The 25650-nt window shown below is 44.0% G+C and carries 22 protein-coding genes and 1 tRNA gene; 16 read left to right on the top strand and 7 right to left on the bottom strand.

The annotated features are described in order from the left end of the window. Positions 1-46 precede the first annotated feature (46 nt). The 4 genes from ABS362_RS07375 (at position 47) to ABS362_RS07360 (ending at position 4227) form a co-directional block, all read left to right on the top strand. Positions 47-1873, top strand: a complete 1827-nt coding sequence (locus tag ABS362_RS07375) for an ABC transporter ATP-binding protein (protein WP_350411755.1) — start codon at positions 47-49, stop codon at positions 1871-1873. After that, entirely contained in the window at positions 1870-2391 is a 522-nt protein-coding gene (locus ABS362_RS07370; RefSeq protein ID WP_350411754.1) for a GyrI-like domain-containing protein, read from the top strand. Before ABS362_RS07375 ends, ABS362_RS07370 begins: the two co-directional genes overlap by 4 nt. 69 nt (positions 2392-2460) lie before the next feature. Further along, positions 2461-3078, top strand: a complete 618-nt coding sequence (locus tag ABS362_RS07365; protein WP_350411752.1) for a TetR/AcrR family transcriptional regulator — start codon at positions 2461-2463, stop codon at positions 3076-3078. Positions 3079-3081: 3 nt separating this feature from the next. Continuing rightward, positions 3082-4227: a formylglycine-generating enzyme family protein gene (locus ABS362_RS07360; protein ID WP_350411751.1), complete on the top strand. Its 1146-nt coding sequence runs from the start codon at positions 3082-3084 to the stop codon at positions 4225-4227. Positions 4228-4301: 74 nt separating this feature from the next. Here the strand turns inward: ABS362_RS07360 and ABS362_RS07355 are convergent, their stop codons facing one another. Then, entirely contained in the window at positions 4302-4715 is a 414-nt protein-coding gene (locus ABS362_RS07355) for a hypothetical protein (RefSeq protein ID WP_350411750.1), read from the bottom strand. Between the two features lie 355 nt (positions 4716-5070). After that, positions 5071-6855, bottom strand: coding sequence for an ABC transporter ATP-binding protein (locus ABS362_RS07350; protein WP_350411749.1), 1785 nt, complete (start codon positions 6853-6855; stop codon positions 5071-5073). Positions 6856-7005: 150 nt separating this feature from the next. Here ABS362_RS07350 and ABS362_RS07345 point away from each other — a divergent pair, with 150 nt between their 5' ends. From ABS362_RS07345 to coaE, 8 genes are all read left to right on the top strand, one after another. Continuing rightward, positions 7006-8109, top strand: a complete 1104-nt coding sequence (locus tag ABS362_RS07345) for a Glu/Leu/Phe/Val family dehydrogenase (protein WP_350411748.1) — start codon at positions 7006-7008, stop codon at positions 8107-8109. 222 nt (positions 8110-8331) lie between these two features. Continuing rightward, on the top strand, positions 8332-9480 hold the full coding sequence (gene nusB / locus ABS362_RS07340) for a transcription antitermination factor NusB (protein ID WP_350411747.1): 1149 nt from the start codon (positions 8332-8334) through the stop codon (positions 9478-9480). Positions 9481-9563: 83 nt separating this feature from the next. After that, on the top strand, positions 9564-9869 hold the full coding sequence (locus ABS362_RS07335) for a YtxH domain-containing protein (RefSeq protein WP_350411746.1): 306 nt from the start codon (positions 9564-9566) through the stop codon (positions 9867-9869). 2 nt (positions 9870-9871) lie between these two features. Then, positions 9872-10870 (top strand): isocitrate/isopropylmalate dehydrogenase family protein, encoded by a 999-nt coding sequence (locus ABS362_RS07330; protein ID WP_350411745.1) that lies wholly within the window; start codon positions 9872-9874, stop codon positions 10868-10870. A gap of 25 nt (positions 10871-10895) precedes the next feature. Next, on the top strand, positions 10896-11456 hold the full coding sequence (locus ABS362_RS07325; RefSeq protein ID WP_350411744.1) for a DUF1573 domain-containing protein: 561 nt from the start codon (positions 10896-10898) through the stop codon (positions 11454-11456). Positions 11457-11476: 20 nt separating this feature from the next. Beyond that, positions 11477-11791, top strand: coding sequence for a preprotein translocase subunit YajC (gene yajC, locus ABS362_RS07320; RefSeq protein WP_350411743.1), 315 nt, complete (start codon positions 11477-11479; stop codon positions 11789-11791). Positions 11792-11801: 10 nt separating this feature from the next. Then, positions 11802-12779: a hypothetical protein gene (locus ABS362_RS07315; RefSeq protein WP_350411742.1), complete on the top strand. Its 978-nt coding sequence runs from the start codon at positions 11802-11804 to the stop codon at positions 12777-12779. Position 12780: 1 nt separating this feature from the next. Continuing rightward, positions 12781-13374 (top strand): dephospho-CoA kinase, encoded by a 594-nt coding sequence (gene coaE, locus ABS362_RS07310; protein WP_350411741.1) that lies wholly within the window; start codon positions 12781-12783, stop codon positions 13372-13374. Between the two features lie 782 nt (positions 13375-14156). Here coaE and ABS362_RS07305 read toward each other — a convergent pair. Continuing rightward, positions 14157-14231 (bottom strand) — tRNA-Val (locus ABS362_RS07305). A gap of 212 nt (positions 14232-14443) precedes the next feature. Between ABS362_RS07305 and ABS362_RS07300 the strand changes: the two genes are divergently transcribed. Continuing rightward, a complete protein-coding gene (locus ABS362_RS07300) occupies positions 14444-16933 on the top strand; it encodes an AsmA-like C-terminal region-containing protein (RefSeq protein WP_350411740.1) in 2490 nt (829 codons plus the stop codon). 429 nt (positions 16934-17362) lie between these two features. Here the strand turns inward: ABS362_RS07300 and ABS362_RS07295 are convergent, their stop codons facing one another. From ABS362_RS07295 to ABS362_RS07285, 3 genes are read right to left on the bottom strand one after another with little or no spacing between them, the layout of a single operon-like run. Continuing rightward, positions 17363-18535, bottom strand: a complete 1173-nt coding sequence (locus tag ABS362_RS07295; protein ID WP_350411739.1) for a mechanosensitive ion channel family protein — start codon at positions 18533-18535, stop codon at positions 17363-17365. A 1-nt stretch (position 18536) separates the two neighbouring features. Continuing rightward, positions 18537-19763, bottom strand: a complete 1227-nt coding sequence (locus ABS362_RS07290; protein ID WP_350411738.1) for a Glu/Leu/Phe/Val dehydrogenase dimerization domain-containing protein — start codon at positions 19761-19763, stop codon at positions 18537-18539. A gap of 60 nt (positions 19764-19823) precedes the next feature. Then, on the bottom strand, positions 19824-20891 hold the full coding sequence (locus tag ABS362_RS07285; RefSeq protein ID WP_350411737.1) for an anhydro-N-acetylmuramic acid kinase: 1068 nt from the start codon (positions 20889-20891) through the stop codon (positions 19824-19826). 119 nt (positions 20892-21010) lie between these two features. On the opposite strand from ABS362_RS07285, the gene ABS362_RS07280 reads away from it, so the two are divergent. Then, positions 21011-21319: an ArsR/SmtB family transcription factor gene (locus tag ABS362_RS07280; RefSeq protein WP_162347343.1), complete on the top strand. Its 309-nt coding sequence runs from the start codon at positions 21011-21013 to the stop codon at positions 21317-21319. Between the two features lie 135 nt (positions 21320-21454). Here the strand turns inward: ABS362_RS07280 and hemA are convergent, their stop codons facing one another. Then, positions 21455-22729, bottom strand: coding sequence for a glutamyl-tRNA reductase (hemA, locus tag ABS362_RS07275; protein ID WP_350411736.1), 1275 nt, complete (start codon positions 22727-22729; stop codon positions 21455-21457). A 114-nt stretch (positions 22730-22843) separates the two neighbouring features. Between hemA and ABS362_RS07270 the strand changes: the two genes are divergently transcribed. Both ABS362_RS07270 and ABS362_RS07265 read left to right on the top strand, forming a co-directional pair. Beyond that, a complete protein-coding gene (locus ABS362_RS07270; protein WP_350411735.1) occupies positions 22844-24025 on the top strand; it encodes an ATP-binding protein in 1182 nt (393 codons plus the stop codon). Positions 24026-24168: 143 nt separating this feature from the next. Beyond that, a complete protein-coding gene (locus ABS362_RS07265) occupies positions 24169-25101 on the top strand; it encodes a GNAT family N-acetyltransferase (protein ID WP_350411734.1) in 933 nt (310 codons plus the stop codon). Positions 25102-25650: the final 549 nt, after the last annotated feature.

The following is a 25650-nucleotide window of genomic DNA, read 5'->3' as shown; positions in this document are numbered from 1 at the left end:
CTTTAGTCCGTTAAAAACACTTACCTTTGCGACTGGTTAAGTATAGATGCCTGCACACGCAAGCGCGGGGGCCACATTTATACGTTTTTACTACTCGCAGATTTTGGAAGACAAACCTAAAAATACAGGCAAAGTATTCGATGCAGATGTGCTGAAGCGGCTCTTTGAGTTTGTGAAGCCACACGTACGCATTTTCTACTTTATCGTATTCCTGACTTTCGCCTCAGCTATACTGGCCGCCGTTCGCCCCTTCCTGATACAATACACGGTTGATAACGAGATACTACAGGGCGACTGGCAAGGCCTGAACAAGATGTTCGTGATACTGGGTGTGCTGCTGGTGGTGCATGCTATCGTTCAGTATTTACATACCTATTTTGCCGGCTGGTTGGGGCAGCATGTGGTCCGCGATATCCGCATCAAACTATACCGCCACATTCTGGAGCTTCGCCTTAAATTCTTTGACCGCACACCGATCGGTACACTCGTAACCCGCAATGTATCGGACGTAGAAACCCTGTCTGATGTGTTTAGCGAAGGCCTGGCCGCTATGATAGGTGATATCCTGCAGCTGGTATTTATAGTTGGCTTCATGTTTTACATCGATTGGGAACTGGCACTTGTCAGCCTTTCTACTTTCCCGATCATGCTCATCAGTACCTACATCTTTAAAGAGAAGATAAAAGACACCTTTCAGGAAGTTCGCACCGCTGTGGCCCGACTTAACTCATTTGTGCAGGAACATATTACCGGCATGAGCATCGTGCAGATCTTTAACAACGAGAAGCGCGAGATGGACAAGTTCAAAGAGATCAATAAAGAGCATACCCGCGCCAATATCCGGTCTGTTTTATACTATAGCGTTTACTTTCCGGTAGCCGAAATTATTGGTGCAGCTGGCCTCGGCTTGCTGGTGTGGTATGGTGCGCACGGTGTGATTGATGACGATACTTCGCTGGGTACGCTGATGGCCTTTATCCTTTACATTCAGATGTTCTTCCGCCCTATCCGCATGATAGCTGACCGCTTTAACACCTTGCAACTGGGCGTAGTTAGCACCGAACGTTTAATGCGCCTTTTGGACAGCAAAGAAATGATCGCTGATAACGGGGATTATACACCGGAGAAGATAAAAGGCAATGTGCGTTTCGAGAATGTATGGTTTGCTTATAACGAAGAAGAATGGGTGCTGCGCGATATCTCTTTTGATGTAAAAGCCGGCGAAACTGTTGCTTTTGTAGGTGCAACCGGAGCCGGTAAAACATCCATCATCAACCTGCTCAACCGTTTTTACGAAATTAACAAAGGCCACATTATAGTTGACGGACACGACATAAAAGAATACGACCTGAGTGTGTTGCGCCACCATATTGGCGTTGTGTTGCAGGATGTTTTCCTGTTCTCCGGAAGTATAGCCGACAACATTAGCCTGGGCAACAAAAGCATTACCGAAGAGCAGATGTGGCGCGCCGCTGATTTAGTGGGAGCCCGCAAATTTATAGAACGATTACCTGGTGGGCTGCACTACCAGGTAATGGAGCGGGGAGCAACCCTGTCGGTAGGGCAGCGGCAGCTTATCTCGTTTGTGCGGGCCATGGTTTACAATCCAGAGATCATCATTTTAGACGAGGCCACCTCCAGCGTTGACTCCGAAACCGAAGAACTGATACAGTACGCCATCGACCAGCTGATGCATGGCCGTACATCTATAGTTATTGCGCACCGTCTGAGCACCATTCAAAAAGCAGATAAGATAATAGTGCTGGATAGGGGCGAGATTAAAGAAGTGGGTAACCACGAAGAACTGCTGCGGCATAACGGCTACTACGCCCAACTATACCAGATGCAGTATAAGAACATGATCAATATATGAGCAAGAAATTTGTAGTGGCTGTGGCCGTAGTGGTTGCCATCGGTGTTGGTATTTATGCCTATCTGGGTGGTTTTAGTAGCCCAACTGTAACTGTTACCACTTCGGAGCCTCTGCTACTGGCAGGTCAGCCTTTTGAAGGTACCGTAAACGACGAAGCTTTCGGGAACGCTTTCAGGAAGGCCGCACAAATCCGCGACTCTAAACAACTGACCGGCATACTAGGGAACGTGTACTATAATAGTCCGGAAACCAAAAAAGATTCTATCAAGGCTTTTATCGGGCTTGTAATACAAGACTCCACTGTAAAACTACCGGAAGGATACAAACTGCTGCGCGTGCCGGGTGGCCGCAAAGTAGTACGCAGCGAAGTAGACGCGCATTATATGGTGGGTCCGGGCAAGCTATATACTTCTCTGTTTGATTATGCCGAAGAAGAAAAGCTGAACCTGGAAAACTTTTATGTAGAGTGGTTTCCGTCGGATCGCAAAGGCATAGTAGAAGTGCCGGTTAAGAAATAGCCTGTAGCTTGTAACTATAGAATAATCGCTTATATTTGATAAGGCAGATATTAACTGGTTAACGATACTTTGGGCAAAAAAGCAGACGCAAAACGAGAGCTGATACTGGACGCAGCTAAATCCGTGTTCGGGAGACTAGGCTACAGCAAAGCCACGCTTGATGATATTGCCCATGCCATCGGCCTGAAAAAACCCACCTTATACTACTACTACAAAAGCAAGGAAGTACTGTTTATAGAGGCCTTCTCGCAGGAGTGGAAGGATAGCTTGTACCGACTGAAGAAGATTGCCGAGCAGGAACCCGATCCGCATAAACAGCTTTTACTCTACATTCAATCCTCGCTGCGCTATTATCAGAAGATCGTAACACAGCACACCATCTCCATAAAAGTACTGATAGAAACCCGCAGTTTGTTCCAGAAACTTTTTGCCGAATCCAGGGCCAAGGAAACGAACTACTATGCTACCGTTATAAAAGACGGCATTGATAAAGGTGTGTTTAGACCCTGCGAAGCCGAGCGTGTAGGCTATTCTATTATGGTGGTTAAAGACCTGATCCAGTTCGATGAGTTTGAACGTGTTTTTTACCAGCAGCTGCCAACTATAAATTTCGCCAAAATAGAGCAGGATGTGTTATTTACAGTCTCGCTTATACTGAACGGTATCTCTGCTCAAAAACAACTATAGCCTATGCGCAACTATAGTTTTCTTCTGCTGATCGTGATAAACGTGTTTTCAGTATCGTGTTATTACAGATATCCGAGTTCAGTTCGTGGAACTGTTGTAAGTACTACCACTGGTTACCCGATAGGCTACGGCTATTTTGATCCTGAATACAACTATGGCGGCTTTAATGAAAATGAGTTAATTATAGAAGGAAGTAAGAAGTGGTCAGATACGCTTAACCTAACGAAAAAAGAAAGAAAAGCTCAGTCAAAAGCGCAATGGACAACTATACAAAAAGTTATAGTTGGCCGGTCTTTAGATAGTATAAAAGGGAATCCTGTGCCAGGAGCAGTTTACATCGGTCCGCTTCAACTTTATGCCGATGAAACTGAAGTCGCTAATATCCACTGGCAGGAATTTATGTATTATATAAACCGTGATTCAGTACTTTTTCACGAACTAAATTTGTTGCCAGATACATCAGTAATCAAACTAAACAAGAGTGACTACTATTACTATGGCCTTTCCCCTGCTGAAGGTATAAAACCCATAACATCTTACTTTTATCATCCCGAGTATCTGTATTATCCTGTAGTTGGTGTAAGTCATGAGCAGGCTGTGGCTTATTGTAAATGGCGCTCTAAAGTGGTGACAGCGCAGCATAACACAAATCAGAAGAGTAAACAAAAATTAAAAATAAACTATAGGTTGCCAACAGAGCAGGAGTGGGAAGTTATAGCTGCTGGTGGGCTGGATAAGAAGAAACTCCCTTTTTCCAGCTATACAGGATTGAATGTAAGGTATAAAGTTAACCCTAAGGCAGCATCTTTTATTGCTAAAAAGACGGTAGAGCCAAAATCTGTAGCGCAGATAGAGCAGGATTTAAAAGAAACGGAAGTACACGACCAGCCATTAAATGTAAAGCGCCCGCTGCCATACTTTTTACAATTCCGGACGCCAGCTTATGTTTATAGTGGTATTCCCAATGATTATGGCCTTTTCAATATACTGGGCAACGTAGCCGAAATGGTAGCCGAGAAAGGCATAGCCAAAGGAGGAAGTTGGAAAGATGAACTCAGCAATTCCAAAATAACCGACAGTCAACTATACACCTCCCCATCCGATAAAGTGGGATTCCGATGTGTGTGTGAAGTAGAGTTAATGAAATAAGAATCTATTTACAGTTTCGCTTATACTGAACGGTATCAGCAGTAAGCAGCAGGCACAGCCCCAACAGTAACAATCTATTCAGTTGCTTTCGCTTTAAGTTCATTCAGTTTGCTCATTAAGGCATCTACATCGGCGTGGTGGCCTTTGGCAACTTCAGCGGCATCCAACTCAAGTAACATGTTCTTCATTTGTAGCAGGTAGGCGGCCTTGTCTTTTTTCAGGCAATTCTTTGGCGTATCGTGGCATTCGCCGTTAACTTTAGGTTTAAACATGCTGCCCTCGCCATAAATAAGCCACTGTGGGTTCAGGTCTGGGAAATGTTTTACGATCGCTACCAACTCATCAAGCACAATGTTAGAGCCGTTTAAAATATGGTTCAGCGTTTCTTCATCGCTGCCTGTCATCGCTTTCAGGTCGTCCATTTCCAACTCGTTCAGATGCGTGTAAAACCTGAATCTCTTTCCGATTTGCTGTAAGTCAATAGCCATATATAGAGCGTTTTATAGTTTCGTAGATTAACCTATACGTATCTATAACAGAATCTGCTCTAAAAAATTCCTCCAAAGTGCTACAAGTATAATTCTTATAGCCCCGGGTATAATTTTTTAAAGGCTTTTCAGTGGCTTTTCAAATAAAAGTTTGACTCTTATATTGTAACTATAGTACTGTAGCTCAAATTATAGCAAAGGCTGAAAGTCCCCCTTTGAAGGGGGCAGGGGGGATGACCAACGGAAGCTATAGAGCTATAAGTCAGACACTAGCAGGAGCCCCGAAATGCTTCCGGGCAGGTGCACACGCTGTTAGGTCTAAATCCTGCCAATCCTAAAATCCTGATTCAGACATTTACTCCAACTCTTCTGTCTGCAACTGTCGTTCGTATAGTTCTTTGTACAAGCCTTGCTGCCTGATCAGTTCATCGTGCGTGCCATGTTGTATGATCGCGCCATCATCCAGTACCAGAATCCTATCCGCCAGCTTAACCGACGAAACCCTGTGCGAAATAATGATGGAAGTACGATTGGCCATAATGCGGCGCAGGCTGTTCAGGATAGCATTCTCCGTTTTGGTATCTACAGCCGATAGCGAATCATCCAGGATTAAGATACGTGGCTCACGCACCAGCGCTCTGGCTATAGAAACACGCTGTTTTTGCCCGCCTGATAAGGTAATGCCGCGCTCGCCCAGCTTCGTGTCGAACTGCTCCGGGAAGCGGATGATATTTTCGTACACGTCAGCATCTTTAGCGGCCTGTACCATTTGCTCTTCGGTTATAGTTGGCAGGCCAAAGCCAATGTTGTTGCGGATAGAATCGGAGAACAAAAACACATCCTGGGGTACATACCCGATCTGGCTTCGTAGGCTTTCGATATTATAGTCGCGCACGTCCACACCATCTATCAGAATACGGCCGCTGGTTACATCGTACATGCGCGGCAGTAACGTAGCAATCGTGCTTTTGCCTGAGCCGGTGTTGCCAATTACAGCCAGTGTTTCGCCGTGTTTTATACTGAACGATACATGCTTCAGAGCGTGAATATTGGTGTCCGGGTAAATAAAGTCAACATTCTCGAACTGGATATCGCCTTTTATCTCTTTGATGATATTTTCACGGGAAACAATGTCGTTTTTGGTATGCAGGAACTCATTGATACGCGCCTGTGATGCAGCTGCCCGTTGCACCAGACTGGCCGTCCAGCCCAATGAGGTAACCGGCCAGGTAAGCATGTTCACGTAAATGATAAATTCGGCGATGTTACCCGTAGTTATAGTTCCGTTTATTACCTCCTGTCCGCCAATATAAATGGTAATAATCGTGCTCAGGCCAACCAGGAAAAGGATAAGTGGGAAGAAAAGCGAGTTTACAAAGTTAAGGTCCAACGACTTGTCTTTATACACATTGCTGGCTGTGGTAAAGTTGTTATGCGAGTCATCTTCCCGCACAAACGATTTGAGTACCCGGATGCCTGAAAAAGCTTCCTGCACAAACGTGGTTATACCTGAAAGGCTCTTCTGTATCTCATCAGACTTACGCTCAATAATGTTGTTAACATAGTAAATGCTGATAGCCAAAATAGGCAACGGAATCAGGGTATACATCGTCAGTTTCACGTTCACCGACAGCATATAGGGTATTACCATCAGGAAAAGTACTACCAGGTTAAGGCCATACATAATAGCAGGACCAAGGTACATACGCACACGACTTACATCTTCTGATATGCGCGACATCAGGTCGCCGGTGTTGTTCTTGCGGTAAAAGCTGAGGGGTAGGCTCTGGTAGTGTTCGTAAATTTCGTTCTTCAGGTCGTTTTCAACCAGGCGGCTCATCACAATTATAGTTTGGCGCATAAAAAACAGGAATATGCCCCGCAGCAGCGCCATAACTAATATAACAACTCCATAAACCAGAATGCTGCTGGCAAAAATATCATATATCATTGCCTGCTGCTCCATTCCATCGTAGAGGTTGTGCAGGTTAATGCCTTCCTTTATCAGGTTAAAGGCGTAGCGTACGACCTGTGCAGGCAGTATCTGGAAAAAGTTGGATATAACTATAAAAACCAACCCCCACAGGAGACGGAATTTATACTTGAGCAGGTATTTATTTAAGTAGCGTAAAGATTTCACGGTAAGTTATTAAAGCCTAAGGCCTTTTACGATGAGATGCAAAGTACAAATTGAATAAATCAAAAAAAGAATTAATTTTGCAGCGCGAAAGAGAGTAGCTGGCTGCACGCTTCAGCACAAAGATAGAATAACACTAAACCAATTTCATAAATGGTCGAAATTAAAGAAGTAGAACTGAAGAAAGACACATCATCTATCTTCGGTCAGATTTCAGAATACAATCATGAGAAAGTTGTTTTCTGCCATGACCACGATACAGGCCTGAAGGCTATCATCGGTATCCACAATACGGTATTAGGTCCTGCACTGGGCGGTACACGTATGTGGTCTTATGCTTCTGATGCCGAAGCGCTGAACGATGTGCTGCGTCTTTCAAGAGGTATGACCTACAAAGCGGCTATCTCTGGTCTGAACCTGGGCGGTGGTAAAGCAGTTATCATCGGCGATGCCAAAAAAGATAAATCTGAAGCGTTAATGCGCCGTTATGGCCGTTTTGTAAAGAACCTGAACGGTGCTTACATCACAGCTGAAGACGTAGGAACCACTACAAAGGATATGGAGTACATCAAGATGGAAACAGATCACGTAGCTGGTTTGCCAGAGGCGATGGGCGGTAGCGGAGACCCTTCTCCGGTAACGGCTTACGGTACGTATATGGGTATGAAAGCGGCTGCTAAAAAAGCATTCGGTTCTGACTCATTAGAAGGTAAGAAAATATCTGTACAGGGGGTTGGCCACGTTGGTGGTTACCTGGTAGAGCTTCTTGCAAAAGAAAATGCACAGATCTTTATCACAGATATCTATGAAGATCGTCTGCGCGAGATCTCTAACAAGTATGGTGCTAAAGTAGTAAGCATGGATGAGATCTATGATCTTGATGTGGATATCTACTCGCCATGTGCGCTTGGTGCAACTGTAAACGATAATACAATTGACAGACTAAAGTGCCAGGTAATTGCAGGTTGCGCAAACAACCAGCTACGCGATGAGAACGTGCACGGACCGGCTCTTGTTGAAAAAGGCATTATTTACGCACCAGACTTCCTGATAAATGCAGGTGGTTTGATAAACGTATACTCTGAGCTACAGGGCTACAACCGCGAAAGCGCGTACGCCCAGACAGAGCGTATCTATGGTTACACCCTGGATATCTTTGACCTGGCTGAGAAAGAAGGTATGCACAACCAGCTGGCAGCTATGAAAATGGCTGAGAAGCGTATCACCAGCATCAGCAAAATAAAGTCTAAGTACTAATAGCTGATTGCCTTGCTAACCCAATAAATAAAGTAAAAGTGCTGCAGTAATTGTGGCACTTTTACTTTAAACATACCATACCAAATTGTGTTATAGGCTACTTGCTTTGCAGTATGCGTATAGTTACACATTGTGCCCGGCACACAACTATAATTTTACAGTCACGACACGTTCTTTATACAATTAATTATGCTTAACCGCAGAACACTACGAATTAAAGCCATGCAGGCAATTTATGCATATATGCAGGCCGAAGGTTCTGACTATTTGCTGGCACTGGACCAGATAGGAGAAGATTTTGCACCAGATCTTAACGCGATGGAAGTGCAGGACAGAAAACTACTCGAAGGACAAAAGCAGATCGCAACGCTGCTTTTTAAAGAGTGGTACGAGAAGCGCCAGTTCGATGCGGAAGATGCAGACAAAGAAATAGTGAATGCGGTAAACAGAGCTATAGTTTCCTACCAGAACCAATCTAAGAAAGACCGCCGCTATTACCACGACCAGATGCTGATCGCTGTTGAGCGCATTTACGACCATTACCTGGCCAATCTGCAGCTAATGGGCGTACTAACAGAACTGGTAAAAGAAGAGGAAGAGAAAAGAAGCAAGCGCTTTACAGAAGCTAAAGGCCCGGACGTAAAGCAGTTCCTGCGCAACCAGTTGGTGCACCGCATCCTGGATAACAAATCTTATCAGCAGCATGTCAACCGCCGCAACATTAGCTGGGGCTCCGATGTTAGTGAAATAGCACAGGTTTACAGAACCGTAATTAAGCAGGACGAAGTATTCCTGGCTTACCTGCAAAACCCTTCGCCGTCGCTTTCTGACGACTTTGAGCTGGTGAAACATATTTATAAAAACATTATCTTTAAAGAAAAAACTTTACAATCTTTGTTTGAAGAGCAGGATCTGAACTGGGCTGAGAACAAAGCCATCGTGAAGAGTCTTGTAAACAAAACCCTTAAAATGTTTGGTGAAGAAGCCGAAGGCAACGCAGAAGATGTGAAGCTGCTGGACCTGTCGCCGAACTGGGAAGATGACAAGGCCTTTTTTGAAGAGCTCTATGAGCAAACCCTGCAGGAAAGCGAGAAGTATGAAGGTATGATAGCGGGAAGCGTACAGAACTGGGATGTGGAACGCGTGGCACTGCTGGATAAGATCATCCTTAAGATGGCTCTCAGCGAAATGTACATTTTCCGAAGCATTCCTGTTAAGGTAACTATAAACGAGTACATCGAGATCTCAAAGATCTATAGCACGCCAAAGAGTAAGCAGTTTATAAACGGTGTGCTTGATAAAATGGCTCAGGAGCTTGTGAATAAAGGAGAAATACGCAAATCGGGTCGAGGACTTATTGATAACAAATAAGTTTTATGCCCGGGCTACCATTTAGCCCGAAATGTCGTAAGGAGAGTAAATAAATAGAATCCGATATATTAGCATATACAACTATGGGTAAGAAAACAACCGCCATGCTGGCTTTTGTATCCGGCGCCGCAGTAGGTGCTGCAGCGGGCATTTTGTTCGCTCCTGAAAAGGGCCAGGAAACACGCAGCTGGCTTAGCTACCGACTTGAGAAATACCGCGACACACTTTCTGACTTGCTGGAGCAGCTGGTTGCCAAAGGCGAGAACCTGCCAACCAGTGCCAGAACCGAAGGTCAGCGCGTGATAGAGGATGCTAAGAGCAAAGCTGAAAAACTGCTTGGTGATGTAGACTCACTGATAAACGAAATAAATAGCCGGAAAGAAATATAGGTATGAGACAAATTACACTTATTCCTGGTGATGGAATAGGCCCGGAAATTACAGAAGCTGTAAAAGCGATTTTTGCTGCAGCCAATGTACCCGTAACCTGGGAAGAAGAGAATGCCGGACAAACAACGTTTGATGCTATCGGGGAACTGATACCAGCTACACTGATCGCCTCTTTAGAAAAAAATAAAGTAGCACTTAAAGGACCTATTACTACTCCGGTTGGTAAAGGCTTTAAAAGTGTGAATGTGCAGTTACGCCAAAAGTTTGATTTATACTCGAACGTGCGCCCAGCCAAGACCACGAAAGGTCTGGTAACCAGGTTCGAGAACGTAAACTCGGTGCTGTTCCGTGAAAACACTGAAGGCTTATATTCTGGCCTGGAGATGTTTGATGAGCGCCTGCAGATATCTGACTCTGTGGCCCGCATAACACGCTTAGGCTGCGAGAAGATAATAAAAGCTGCTTTTGTGTATGCCGATAAGCATGGTTGCAAAAAAGTAACAGCTGTTCACAAAGCTAACATTCTGAAAGGCGCAGGTGCTTTGTTCCTGGGTGTGTTCAATGATATGGCTAAGCAATACCCGCATATACAGGCTGATGACAAGATCATTGACAACATGTGCATGCAGCTGGTTGTAAAACCGGAGCAGTTTGACGTTATTGTAACAACTAACCTGTTTGGCGATATACTTTCAGACCTGTGTGCTGGTTTAGTTGGCGGACTTGGTGTGGTTGCCGGTGCTAACATTGGCGACGATATGGCTATTTTTGAAGCTGTACACGGCTCAGCGCCGGATATTGCCGGCAAAGGCATAGCTAACCCTACTGCTTTACTGCGCTCAGCTATTATGATGCTGCATCACATTGATCTGAAAGAGCAGGCTTATAAAATAGAAGCAGCTCTGGATGCTACATTGGCAAACAAAGAAGAATGCACCGGCGACTTAGGTGGTAAAGCCGGAACTATGGAATTCGCTCAGAATATCATATCTAAACTATAACTTATTAATCAGTCGTTATTATAGTATGAAAAAGAACCTGATTTTATCATTTGCAATGGCTGTGGCCCTGATGGCTACCAGCTGCACCGAAAACAATGCTACTGATACAGCAGCAACTACCGGAAGCGATGTGGCAACTATTGCCCCTGCAACCGAGGCTACTGTAGATAACCCGAACATTGCCACAACTGAGCAAACGGCTGCTACTACAACCGCAGCTAATCCAAATGCTCCGGCCATGTCGTTTAAAGAAACTGTTTACGATTTTGGTACTGTAAAGCAGGGCGAGGTTGTTAACCATACCTTTACATTTACAAACACAGGTAAAGAGCCGTTAATCATCGAGAATGCTTCGGCATCTTGCGGTTGTACTGTACCTGAGTGGACAAAAACACCTGTTGCTCCTGGCCAGACCGGCGAAATTAAAGTGCAGTTTAACAGCACTGGTAAATATGGTCAGCAGGCGCCAATGGTAACTATACGTGCCAACACTGAGCCTAACATTACACAGGTATCTCTTAAAGGTACAGTAGAGGCCAGCACAATACCTACAGCAGGTGCTGACGGCCCGGTAAAAAGAAACTAATACGACCCTTATAACATAATATGCAGACCTTACTCTTACAGGCCGGACAAGATGGTGGCTTAATGCCCCAGTTGTTAATGTTTGGCGCTATCATCCTTGTGTTTTATTTTTTCATGATCCGTCCGCAGCAGAAAAAGGCTAAAGACCAGAAGAAATTCCGTGAAGAACTGACAAAAGGGATGTTTGTAGTAACTATAGGCGGACTGCATGGCAAACTGGTTGCCGTGGAAGATGATACTGTGGTAGTAGAAGTAGATAAAGGAGTCCGACTGACATTCGACAAATCTGCTATCTCTACAGAAGCTACAGCAAAGTTAAATCAGCAACCAAATTAGCTAGCGACCATTGCCTTTTGAAGCAGTCAGAAATATAGTAGTATGGTTCCTGAAGCCATTCAGGCCACAAACAAAGCAGTACTGGCGAGTAGTGCTGCTTTGTTTTGTGGCGGCTTCTACTTTCTGGATGCTGAATGCGCTTAACAAAAGCTACTCTACCCAAACTACGTACCCTATAAAGTTTATTTATAACGAACAACAGCTGGTACCGGTAAAACCGCTGCCAGAAGAAGTGCTTGTTAACGTAACTGCCAAAGGGTGGAAACTGCTGCGTAAAACACTTCGCCTGGAAGTGCAACCGGCAGAGATCTATATCCGTAACCTTCCCCGCAATAATTACCTGTTAGGTTCGGCCCTGCGCCCTGCGCTTGTAAACGCGATGGATGGCCTGCAACTTAATTTTGTAGTAACAGATACCCTGTCCTTTAATTTCGACTCGAAAGTAACGCGTACTGTTCCATTACAGGTAGACCCAAAACAAAAGCTGGCCACAGATGGCTTTGAGGTATCGGGGCCTGTAAAGCTTTCCCCTGACTCCATCACATTTGTTGGCCCGTCAACTATAGTTAATAAAATTCCAAGTCCTTACCTGGTACGTCTCCCGAACACTAACCTGAGAGAATCTGCAAAAGTAGAGGTGCCGGTAAACTTTACAAACCAGGAGTTGGTGAAAGCAAACATCGAGGAGACAGAAGCAACTATAACCATTAAAAATTTAGTGCAGGAGGAACGCCAACTGTTACCTGAACTGGTAAATGTGCCTCAAGGCAGAGAAGTAACGTTACAGCCTGCTTCTATCATAGTGCGTTATCAGCTTTTCGAGGATTCTGTTTCGTTACTAAACCGCGAATCGTTCAAGGCTGTTCTCAACTTTGCCAACTTTAACCCACAGGACTCTACTATAGTACCCGAACTTATACAGAAACCAGTTGGTGTACGTAAAGTAACGCTTTCACCGCAGCGTGTAAAAGTTATCCTGCAACGATAACATGCTAAAGATTGGAGTAACCGGAGGCATAGGTGTAGGCAAATCAGTGGTTTGCCGCATATTTGCCTTGCTAGGTATCCCGATTTATGATGCTGATACCCGCGCCAAATGGGTAATGCGCCACGACGAAGCCCTGAAGCAGGAACTAACCGATGCTTTTGGAACAGGAAGTTACACCGAAGATGGTGAGCTGAACAGAGCCTATCTTGCCAAAACTGCCTTTCACGACCCTCAGAAGCTTGCCTTGCTCAATAGCATTGTACACCCGCACGTTGCCAAAGATTTTAGCGATTGGGTAGCAGCAAATAACTCAGCACCTTATATTGTTAAAGAAGCAGCTCTGATGTACGAATCGGAAGCATGGCGACAGATGGACGAAATTATAGCTGTGTTTGCCCCGATGGATGTACGCATAAAGCGCTTGCTACAACGCGATACCCACCGCACCCAGCAGGATATAGAAGCTATTATTGGCAAGCAGCTGCAAGAAGAAGAGAAAATGGCGCGTGCCCAGCACATTGTCTATAACGACGATAAACAGCTTCTTATTCCGCAGGTGTTAAAGCTGCATGAGGCATTCTTAAGTAAAGTATAGTTCGCGCAGAAGTGCAAGTTTACTTCATGTCATTTCGAACAACATGAGAATTCTGAGTTCTATAGTTTGATTCTTTGCCTCTTAAACTTAGCTATCCTTTCAAATCACCATTAATCCTGGGAGCTTCATTTACCTATCGTTTCAATCCCGCTTTAGTGCCCTCATGGCCGGGAGGCCCCGTCTTTGGGCATCGCGCTGTGCGAATCTCTTTTGCTCCTACGTCGCAATGCCTGCGGCACCAGATATTCACAAGGCGCTCAACCCAAAGACTGAGAAATTTCTCATAGCAACCAGCATCTGTAGTTTTACTGATAAGCTTCGAGATTTATCAGCAATATATTTCCGTAGGGACAGGTCGCGACCTGTCCCTACGGATGGAATTTAACTATAGAACTATAACCTCAACTATAGCAAAGGCCGAAAGTCCCCCTTTGAAGGGGGCGAAGGGGGATGTTAAACTGCACCTATAGAACTATGACCCAGACACTAGCAGGAGCTGCGCACGCTGCTAGGTCTAAATTTTGTCAATCCGTTAATCCTGTAAATCCTGATTCAGACAAAACTCCCGCTCCTGTCTTGAGGGTAGGAACTCTCTTCAAAGGAGAGAACTGATGTGATGTAAAACTTCCAGTATAAAAATTCTACTCAACAATCAAGTGTAAATCAGGATATTATACTATTGTATGTAGTAAGGCGTTAAACTATAGTTGGAAGAGTAAAAGAGTTAGCTTCTTCGAAAAGTATGGACATAAAAAAAGGACAACTTTTTGAGTTGTCCTTTGTGGGGCGTACTGGATTCGAACCAGTGACCCCCTGCTTGTAAGGCAGGTGCTCTGAACCAGCTGAGCTAACACCCCGTTTTATCGTTTCGTTGACCTGTTGTCCCCGTTTGATGATGCAAATATGGGGGCTTTTTTTGTAACTGCAAAACATTTGAAAAAAATTTTAACAATTTTTTTTCTGAGCTCCGATACCTATTGTTCGCCTGTGATTACTACTGTACCTTTATCTTTTGTAAGATGCTTAAAATCTGATAATTCTCTTGAAGCAAAAAGGTCTTGTTAAAAAAGTGCTATTTTATGCAGCTGTTTCTATAGTTGCTGTTATAGGTATAGCCTTTACGCTGGTGTATGTATATCAAGATAAGATCATTACGCTTTTTGTAACGGAAGCCAACAAGCACATTAAAACAAAGGTGGATGTAGAGAAGATCTCGCTTTCGCTTTTTGATAAGTTTCCGCAGGTAGCCGTGTCGTTGGATAAGGTGAATGTGATGGAAGGCGTGCCGGAAAGTACTGAATCGTTGGCAAAGCTTAACAAACTATATTTTACCTTCAGTATCTGGGATGTGCTGCGTGGCAAGTACAATGTAAATGAGCTGTACCTTGAAGACGGTACCATTTACATAAAAGTGCTGCAGGATGGCAGCGTAAACTATGAGATCATCAAAACAGATACAACAGCAACCGAAGACGGTGATTTCGCTTTTAACCTGGAGCAGATAGACCTGAACCGCGTTCAGATAAACTATACCGACCTTAAGCTTAACCAGACTTACGAAATAAATGCACACCAGCTACAGGCCGCTTTAGCTATCTCCACTGAAACTATCGGCGTAGAAGCTGATGGCGATGCAACTATAAATACCATAAAAGTTGGCTCCGGTGAATACTTTAAAGGCAAACGTATAACGCTGAATACTGCCCTGCAGATCGACAGGCTGAAGAAAACGATAGCACTGGAGCCGTCGGTGATAAATGTAGAGAACGCCGCTTATGAAGTGGCCGGAACTATAGATTTTGCCAGATCTACAGACCTTGACTTGACATTGCAGGGCAAGAACACCAGTATACAGTCGATGTTGTCGTTGTTGCCACAGCATATAACCAAAGAATTTAACAAGTACCGTTCTGAAGGGGACGTTTACTTTAGTGGAACTATAAAAGGGGAGGCGTCAAGTAAGCGCAATCCTGAAATAACGTTCAGCTTTGGCTGCCGCAATGCCACCTTCTATCATCCGGATGTAAACCAGCGTGTAGAGAAACTGAGCTTTGAAGGAAGCTTTACCAACGGCAGCAATCAGAATGCATCCACATCTGCACTGGCACTGAAGAACCTGAAAGGCTCGCTGAACAACAGGCCGTTTTCCGGCAATGTGTCTTACAAAAACTTTAACAACCCAACTATAGCTTTCGACCTTAGCGGCATGGTAGATGTGGCTTATGTGCTGGGGCTGTTGCAGCTTGATGAGGTGCGTAGCGGAAGCGGCTTGGCCGATGTAAAGATCGCGTTCTCGGGTAATTTCAATGAGTTTAAAGCCCGTCCGGGAAACAGCACGGTTAACACATCCGGAGACATTACGCTGCACAACGTTAGCCTTAACCTGAGCGATTTGCCGTTGCCGGTAAATGGGATGAATGGCAACTTTATTTTTAAGCACAATGATGTGGCTGTATCTGATTTTAAAGGCAAACTAGGCGAGTCGGATTTTGTGCTGAACGGGATGTTTAACAACGTAATGGCCTGGCTGCTGCTCGATAATCAACGTTTGTTTGTTGACGCCGACTTCAGCAGCAACTACCTGAACTTCGATCAACTACTGAGCGAGAAACAGAACACGCCAGCCAGTGCCCGTAAAAGCGACTCTGGTTATCGCCTGGAAGTATCGCCGAACATTGCGTTTAACTTAGGGGCAACTGTTAAAAAGATGCAGTTCCGGAGGTTTAAGGGCGAGAATATAAAAGGTGAGCTAACACTCAAGAATCAGGTCATCACAACACCTAATATTTCTGTTAACACACTGGGCGGTAACTTTGCTGTTCGGGGGAGTATCGATGCCAGCCAGCGCAACCACATAAAAGTCAGCACTGCCAGTAAAATCAATAACCTGAGCGTAGACAGCCTGTTCTATGTGTTCGAGAACTTTAACCAGGACTTTATCCTCGACCGCAACCTGAAAGGCAGTCTTACGGCAAATATTATTTCTGATGTATACCTCGATAGCCAGCTTAACCCGAAGACCAACCTGCTGCAGGCCGAAATAGAAGCAACTGTGCGCAACGGTCAGCTTATAAACTTTGCGCCTATGCAAAAGATGTCGGCTTTTGTGAAGCGCTCAGAACTGGCCAATATGCGCTTCTCGGAACTGCACAACAACTTTTATATCCAGGAGCGCACCATTTACATTCCGGAGATGGATATCCGCACCAATCTGTCGCCGCTCCCCTCTGTTTCCATTTCAGGCACGCACACTTTTGACCAGGACATGGACTATAAAATTAAGATGCCCCTGTTTCAGAAGCGCCGCCCCGATAAGGATGCCGTGTTTGGCGTAGTTGCCGAAGACCCTGATGCCGGAAACAGCATGCTTTTCCTGACGCTGAAAGGCAAAGAAAGCAACTTTAAACTGGCCTATGACGATGACCGCGTGCGTGCCAAAATTAAAGATGACCTAAAGGAAGAAGGCCTCGAAATTAAACAGATACTGAAAGGTAAGAAGCCGGTTAAAAAAGAGAAGACCGTAGAACTGGAAGAAGGGGAGTACTTCGATTTCAATTAAACTATAGTTTGCAACAGCTTAAAGCTATAAATCATGCTGTGCGTGTAACACAGGCTGTTACTAAATTATTGCCAGATCCACTTACCTGCCCGCAACTACAACTGCCAGGATAGCTTAAATCAGATGTTTCTATATTGTAAAAATTCTATTTTATGTTTGCATATAATTTAGGTGTGTTTACATGCGTGTAAGGTGGGTATAACGAAAAAATTATAAATAAATTGTAACTAAGGTGCTATTGGTGCGTTAAGTAAATCAAAACTACAATTCCTGAGTGAATGTGGTTTTTGTAGGGATAAGGTTTTATTAAATGATAGGTTCCTGCTTTGGTTCTATTGAACTGCGGAGCCTGTAACGTCTGATGTAGGACAGACAAAAGATATAAGGGTGAAAAAAAAGCCGGAGCTTCTCCGGCTTTTTTATTTATAGTTACTCAAAGTCTGAGGCTTTGCTCTTTTCAGGTACCAGGGTGTTTGCTGGCCGAGCAGGGGCCACTCCGGGTTGGAAGTGTAACGTTTGTGTAGGGAAAGCAAATTCAGCGCCATGCCGCTCTACGATCTCCACCACTTTGTAAGTAATTTCCTCCTTAATGTTTACATACTCGTTCCAATCCATCGACTCTACAAAGTAAAGTACCATTACATTTTTAGAGCTTGAGCCCAGCGATTGAAAGCGTACGACACCATCCTGGTTTGTATTGGGATGGCTATCAATAAATTGCTGTAAATCTGTAACAATAGCCCTTATTTGTGCAGAAGAGGTATCATAGGTCAGTGTGAGGTCGAACTGTACTCTCCTGAAGGTGCGCAGTGTAAGGTTATTCAGCGGCTTATCGATCATGCTCTTGTTAGGCACCGTTACAAACGACTTTTCCAGGGTACGGATACGTGTACTTCTGAAACCGATCTTTTCTATAGTTCCGGTTATGCCGCCCACTTCAACCAAGTCGCCGACAACAAACGGATGATCGAGGAAGATGGTAAAAGATGCCAGCAGGTTCTCTAAACTCTCTTTTGCTGCAAAAGCGATGGCCAGACCACCTACGCCCAGACCAGCAACCAAACCTGCTACATTCACGCCAAAAACCGTTCCCAGCATCACCATGATAGAGAATATCACGACCATTACTTTAGAGAAATCTTTAAAGAAAGGTACCAACTGGTCATCCATTTTAGATGCTGTGCGCTCTGTACGGTGCTGGAAAATAAGTCCAACAAAGTCTACTAGGCGTAGCACCACCCACGTAAGTGCAACTATCACAAAGACCTGGTACGTCCGGAAAAAGAATGTTTTCAGGAACGGATCACCTTTGCGGATCTCACTTGGGTCCATGGGGTAATCGAGCACCTGAAATGCAAAATACAGGAATACCAGGAATAGCAGTACTTCCAGTGGTTGTATCAGTAACTTCCTGAAAGTTGGCAGATTATCTTCGTGCCAGAAGCGTTTAACAAGCTTGTATAAAACAGTAGAAACCAGCTTAGACAACATCGTTTTAAAGATGAAGCCAAACAGCAGGATGCCCACAAACCACAGGTAATTGGTGACAGAGTTACCCAGGAACTCGTATTGTAGTATTTCTCTCCAAGAGGTTAAATCCATATTATAGTAACTGGCTTAAAGCAATTTCGAAAGATGTTTTAGCGATCTCAGTTGTTGCTGCTCTTTTAGCATGCGTTTTCTCGAGAGCGCGGGCTATCGTTTTAGAGATGTCAGAGAAGATGGCTTCATCAGTGATCTCCACTTCGCTCTCCATTAAATAAGCAAACACGCGCGCCATGCCGCAATTGGCAATAAAATCAGGTATTACAGCTACGTTCTGGTCGGCAAACTCGCCAGTGGCACCAAAGAATATCTCCGGATCCTGGAATGGTACGTTGGCGCCACACGAAATAACTTCCAGACCACTGCTGATCATTTGCTGTAGTTGGTTTCTGGTTACCAGGCGAGATGCAGCCGCCGGGATAAATATCTCAGCATTTACAGACCAGATACGGTTATTCACTTCTTCAAAAGGAAGCATGTTTTCGGCGCGTAACGCATTGCCTTCACGTTTAAAGAACAATTCCTGTATCTCCTCAAAACTATAGCCTTCCGGTTTTATCAAGCCGCCGGCTCTGTCGATGATACCAACTATAGTGGCACCTTTTGCCGCTAGGTAGTAAGCTGCCGCAGCTCCCACATTTCCCCATCCTTGTATAATAGCGCGCTTGCCCTCAAACTGGCCACCCCATATGCTATAGTAATGACGAACAGCTTCAGCCACACCATAACCCGTGATCATATCGGCTATGGTATACTTGCGTGCAGCAGATGGCGTATAGTTCGGGTCTTCGATAACCTTGATCACACCCTGGCGCAGCTGGCCTATTTTGTTTATTTTCTGAGGTTCGGTAGCATGAAAGTGACCATTAACTACACCTTCCTGTGGGTGCCATAAACCATAGTCTTCTGTTATCGGAATTACTTCGTGTATCTCATCCACATTCAGGTCGCCACCGGTGCCATAGTAACTTTTAAGCAACGGAATAACGGCTTTGTACCAGCGCTCCAACACGCCACGTTTACGCGGGTCGGCAGGGTCGAAGTTGATACCTGATTTTGCACCACCTATAGCCGGACCGGAAACGGTAAACTTAACTTCCATGGTCTTCGCCAGCGATTCTACTTCACGCTTATCCAGGCCTTTGCGCATACGGGTACCACCGCCGGCAGCACCGCCACGCAGCGAGTTTATAACTATCCAGCCTTCGGCTTCGGTTTCAGCATCTTTCCATTCAAAAACTATTTCAGGTCTTTTATTCTCGAATTTCGCGAGCAGGTCTTTCATGTTGATCTATGTTATTCGGGTTGTGGTGCAAAGGTACAAAATAAGTGTTGAGCGTACAGGTCACCCCATATAAATGCCGCCGCCCACACTGTTGCGGCTGGCGCCGGTTACAGTTTGCAGGCTATTGGTTTCGTTTCGCCATCGCAGCACGCCTAAAAAAGCAAATACCAACGCTTCCTTAAAAGAAACGATCTCAGGAGAAGGTACTTCTATGCTATAGTTGTCGCCGGCATACTCTTGTAGCAGCTCCATTAAGTATAAATTAAAAGCACCACCACCTGTTGCCAGCAGCCGCTGTTTATAGTTAGCCGGCTGCAGTGCTTTGGCTATTTGCTGCGCGATGTGGTGGCAGGTGGTGTGTAGTTTATCGGCTATAGTTGCCGGGCTCTCAGCTATAGTTTGCAGACTGTTTTGCAGTGCCCATTCTTTGCCTAACGATTTTGGGTAAGGCTGACTGAAATATGAAGGAGCATTAAGTTTCTCCAACAGTTGTGCATTCATTTTGCCGGATCGGGCCAGTTTTCCATCCTCATCATAGTTTAGGCCGGCTTCGTTGGCGAGCGTGTTCAGCAACATATTGCAGGCCGATATATCATACGCGATGCGTTGACCGTTATGGTTGAAAGAGATATTGGAGATGCCACCCAGGTTCAGGCAATAATCATAGTCCGAAAAAAGCAGCTCGTCGCCGATAGGTACCAATGGAGCACCTTGACCTCCCAAGGCAATATCGAGCGTTCGGAAATCGCAGACTACAGGTAATTTAGCATGGGCAGCCAGGTAGGCGCCATTTCCGATCTGTAAAGAAATATGTTTTTCTGGTTGATGGAAGATGGTGTGCCCGTGCGATGCTACAAAATCGGGGTTCAGGTTGTGGCGAACTATAAATTGTTGTACCTGTTCGCCCATGTATTTCCCGAAAGAATGGTCAAGTTCAATTAGTTGCTGTGCACCGGCTGTTTCGGCACCACGGAGAGAGTCAATTAGACACGGGTCGTAAGCTAAAGTTTCAGCATTAAGTATATTATATATCCAATTTTTGTTTTTATACGTAAGTCTACAATACGCAATGTCGAGGCCATCCAGAGAGGTGCCAGACATTAAACCGATCACGTGATAAGTATCCATGTGGCGAAGTTAAAAAAATGCTGGTAAACAGTTCAGCCAAATAACGTAAGCCTCGTATATATCTTATTATGAATAGGATAGTAAAATAATGTAGAAACTGTTAGGTATAATTTTAAATTATGAAAAGTTTGTTATCTCGAATTGAATCAAAGAAGATAGATAAGGCGGCTGCCATGCTAAAAGTATTGGCTCACCCTAAAAGACTGGCTATAGTCGACCTGCTGGGTAAGGAGGAGAAAATGACTGTAACTGAGATATATAAGTATCTGAATTTGCCACAGGCAATAGCTAGTCAGCACCTGATCACGCTAAAAGATAAAGGTGTGCTCTCCTCGTTTAAAGTTGGTACTAAGATCTATTACTCGCTTTCGATCCCTAAACTTATTGATGTGATTGATTGCCTGGAAGAGTGCTGTATTGATATCTAATACCTCTACATTCTGTTAAGTCAGTTTGATCTGAAAAGACCAAAGGCATCCGTTTTTGCTTTTAGTAAGCTAACGGATGCCTTTGGTCTTTTTCATTCACTAAAAAAAATAAGCTATTCACTTATTTATATAGTCTTATAATTGAATCTCTTCAGATTGATTTTCAAGGTTGAAAAGGTCGTTCAATAAATCAATAAGTGTTTCGGCCTCGCCACGCTTACAGGCAGCTTTCAGCTGTAACACAGGTAACTTAATGATCTTCTGCATCATAGATTTGGTAATGTTATCTATGTGCTTCACTTCATCGGGGTTAAGCTTTTTAACATAACGCGCTATTTCTTCCTGGCGAATACTTTCCAGCGCGTTTTTTAGCTTATTTATAGTTGGCGATACTACCATCTCTTTCGACCAGTCGTTGAACTGCTCTATAGATTCGGCAATGATAGCTTTTACTTTCGGGATAGAATTGATGCGTTGCTGCAGTGCTTCAGATGCCTTGTTCTGGATGGTGTCTATATTATAAAGCAGCACACCCGGTATAGTTTCCACATCAGACTCCACGCTACGTGGCACCGACAGATCAATAAAGAACTTGAACGTCAGGGTGTCCAGGCGCTTGATCATTTCTTTTGTGAAGAATGGCGTTTCGCGGGCAACGGAAGAGATAATCACATCAGCTTCTTTTAATCCCTGTACTATATCTTCAAAAGGAAGCACCTGCATGTTGCACTCATCGGCCAGGTGTTGCGCCTTGGCAAGTGTACGGTTGGTAATTTTAACATCGGTAAAGCTGCTGTCTTTCAGGTTGCGGCACACATCGGCACCAATCTCACCTAAGCCAACAACCAGTATTTTCGGGTCAACTATATCAGCAGTCAGTTCTTCTATTAACTCCACAGCGGCGTATGAAGTAGATGCAGCCCCATCGCGGAAAGACGTTTCCTGAACTACACGCTTGTTAGTGAAGAAGATAGTGTGCATCAGGCGGTGCAGGAACGGACCGGCTGTATCGTTATCCGCTGACCACTGGTACGCCTGTTTTGCCTGGTTAGATATCTGCATATCACCCACTACCTGCGACTCTAATCCCATAGAAACATCGAACAAATGCTGTACAGCATCGTTGTGCTCATTCAGGATAGTAAAGTAATCGAAATAGCTGGAGATGTTACTGATGCCTTTTGTGATGCCAAGTAGCTTTACAATTTCCTGGCTAAAGTCAGTATCGGAGTTATAATAAACTTCGGTGCGGTTGCAGGTAGAAAGTACCAGTATATCAGTCGCCTGGATAAAATCCTTGAGCGTCTGAAGGAATTGCCTGCATGAGTTTTCATCTAAGGCAATCAGTTCCCTGATATCCAGCGGCGCTTTCTTGTAAGACAGGCTGATTGCTTTAAAATTCTGTAGCATAGTGGCTGTAGAAATACTAAAGTGCAAATTTACAGTTTGATTTATCAAAAATAAAACTTACTTGCCCTTATTATTCAATTTATACTAAATTCAAATAATTTTCGTGTTCCCTGCATGATACCCATCTATTCTCAGAAAAACAGAATAAAGTTTATAGTTGTAATAATTGCGCTCATAATAGGGGCTGCAACTATAACCTATACCAATATTCTGGTAAGTAAGTTATCTGAGCGGGAGCAGGAACTGGTGCAACTATACGCCAAGGGCCTGCGCTACATGATCAGTGCTCCTTCCGACGACAACATCGTGTTTATTGAAGAGGAAATACTGTCAGCTAACACTACGGTGCCCGTTATACTTACCGACGAAAACGAAAACATACTTGACTCTAAGAACATAAATATACCCGAAAACATTGCAGATGATCCCGAAAAAGTAAACGAAATGCTGCAGCGGCAGATCGAGAAAATGAAAGCCCAGCATGCGCCTATAGTTGTGCCATGGGCCGAAGGCTCGGTAAATTATGTTTTCTACAAAGACTCAGACCTGCTCTCGCAGTTGCGTTACTACCCGTATGTGCAGCTGATGGTAATTGCCTGCTTTGCGCTGATGGCCTATTTTGCGTTTAGTTACTCGCGCAAAGCGGAGCAGAACAGGGTTTGGGTTGGGCTTGCAAAAGAAACTGCTCACCAGTTGGGTACACCATTGTCGTCGTTGATGGCGTGGTACGAATACATGAAAGTTAGCCCCAAGTTTGAGAACGAACCTATAGTTGCAGAACTATGGAAAGATATCAGAAGGCTGGAGATAATTACCGAACGCTTCTCGAATATTGGTTCGGTGCCATTGCTCCGCGACGAAAACATTTATCAGGTAACCCAGAACGCTATTAACTACTTGCAAAACCGTATTTCGCGTAAAGTAGAGATGGAGGTTGTTTCTACGTTTTCGCCTGATATTACCGCAAAAATCAATGTGCCACTTTTTGACTGGGTAATTGAGAATATCTGCAAGAATGCTGTAGATGCTATGGAAGGAAGAGGAAATTTAACACTGAAGTTACTCTTGCTTGGCAAGAGCAATATCGCCATTGATATTACAGACACCGGTAAAGGTATCCCTAAAAGCAAGATAGACTCTGTCTTTCTGCCCGGCTATACAACCAAGAAACGCGGCTGGGGCTTAGGTCTGGCACTTGCCAAACGAATTATTGATAACTACCACCGCGGCAGGCTTTATGTAAAATCGTCTGAAGTTGGTAAAGGCACCACGTTTCGGATTGTACTGAACAGGTAACTACTATAGTTAAAGAGTTTGTGATTTAGAGAGCTTAGGAGTTAAAAAGTTATAACCATAAATCCCTTTAAGCTATAGTTCAGATAGCACCCTGGAATCTGTAATTTTAAGAATCTTAGTTCAATTCCCTTAATCACTGGTCAGTGGAAGTAATAAAGTATAGCGCGAACTATAAAGATGCCTGGGATGCTTTTGTGGCAACTTCCAAAAATGGCACGTTTATGTTGCAGCGCGGTTACATGGACTATCACGCCGACAGGTTTGAGGACCACTCGCTGTTATTTTATAGTAATGGGAAGCTTGTAGCTTTATTGGCGGCTAATCTAACAGGCAGAGAAGTGCAATCGCATGGCGGGTTAACATATGGTGGTATAGTTAGCGGTCCAACTATGAAAGCCCAGTTAATGCTGGATGTTTTCGATGCGATGATCCTGTATTATAGAGAGCAAGGCTTTGAAACTATAAACTATAAAACTATACCGCACATCTACCACCAACTGCCCGCCGAAGAAGATTTGTATGCCCTTTTCAGGAATGATGCCGTGCTTTACCGACGTGACCTGAATACTGTTATCTCGCTTAATAATAAATTGCCCTATAACACACTTCGCAAACGGAAACTAAAACAGCCGCATAACCTGCAAATTGAGCTAAGCCATGACTACGATAAGTTCCTGAGCTTGCAACACACATTACTGCAACAGAAATATAAAACAGCTCCGGCTCATACTGCTGCTGAAATGCACTTACTTGCATCTCGTTTCCCTGAGAACATTAAGCTTTATACAGTTTTAAACCAAGAGGTTTTAATTGCTGGTGTTATAGTGTACGAAACGGCAAGCGTTGCTCATTGCCAATATATTGCCGCCACCCCGGAAGGCAAAACGTCAGGCGCTTTGGATATGCTGATCGATCATCTTGTCGCAGAAGAGTATCAGCATAAACACTACTTCAGTTTTGGGGTATCTACAGAGCAGCAGGGGAGATATTTAAACCAGAACCTTGTTCGTAACAAGGAGAGCTTTGGGGGTAGAACTATAGCGCATGATTTTTACATCATTCAGCTTCTGAAATAAGCGATCAAATCTATAAAGTCGCTAGCATCTCCTTTCTTCCAGTCCATTCTTTTAACGCTGATATAAATAATCATCAGCTGATAATGCTGCCCTCTCAGGCAGTTCTTGGCTATATAGTTATTGAAGAAAGAAATAATGTTATGCAAGCATACATGTTTAAAATTTGTCTTGCTTTTGTTCAAAAACAAGCGATTAAAGTTACTTTAAATATAGATTTCTTTGAATATTCCTAGTCTTTTACGGTGTTATTAAAAGAAAGTTATATGAATATTCGAAGTAAATTCTATTTAAAAGCTTACATTAACAAATGCATATTGTGTATTAAAAAGAATATCAAAATGCACTATAGGTACTGCTTGTGGATACCATAAACCTTGTATAACTTCTATATTGAAAGGCACTAATAAGGCAGTATAGTTAAATTTATAATTCGTAAAATGCCTTTTGTGATTTACATAGGTCCGTTTTATTACCTTAATAAATCAATTGAAAGCGGGCTTAGCTTTGTGATATTGAAAAGAAAATATGCAAAAAGTTACATTTAGCCTG

This window comes from Pontibacter populi (genome assembly GCF_040278685.1).
Taxonomy (GTDB): Bacteria; Bacteroidota; Bacteroidia; order Cytophagales; family Hymenobacteraceae; genus Pontibacter; species Pontibacter populi.
Note: the sequence above shows the minus strand (reverse complement) of the source record. Positions and strands in the feature narration are given on the sequence as shown.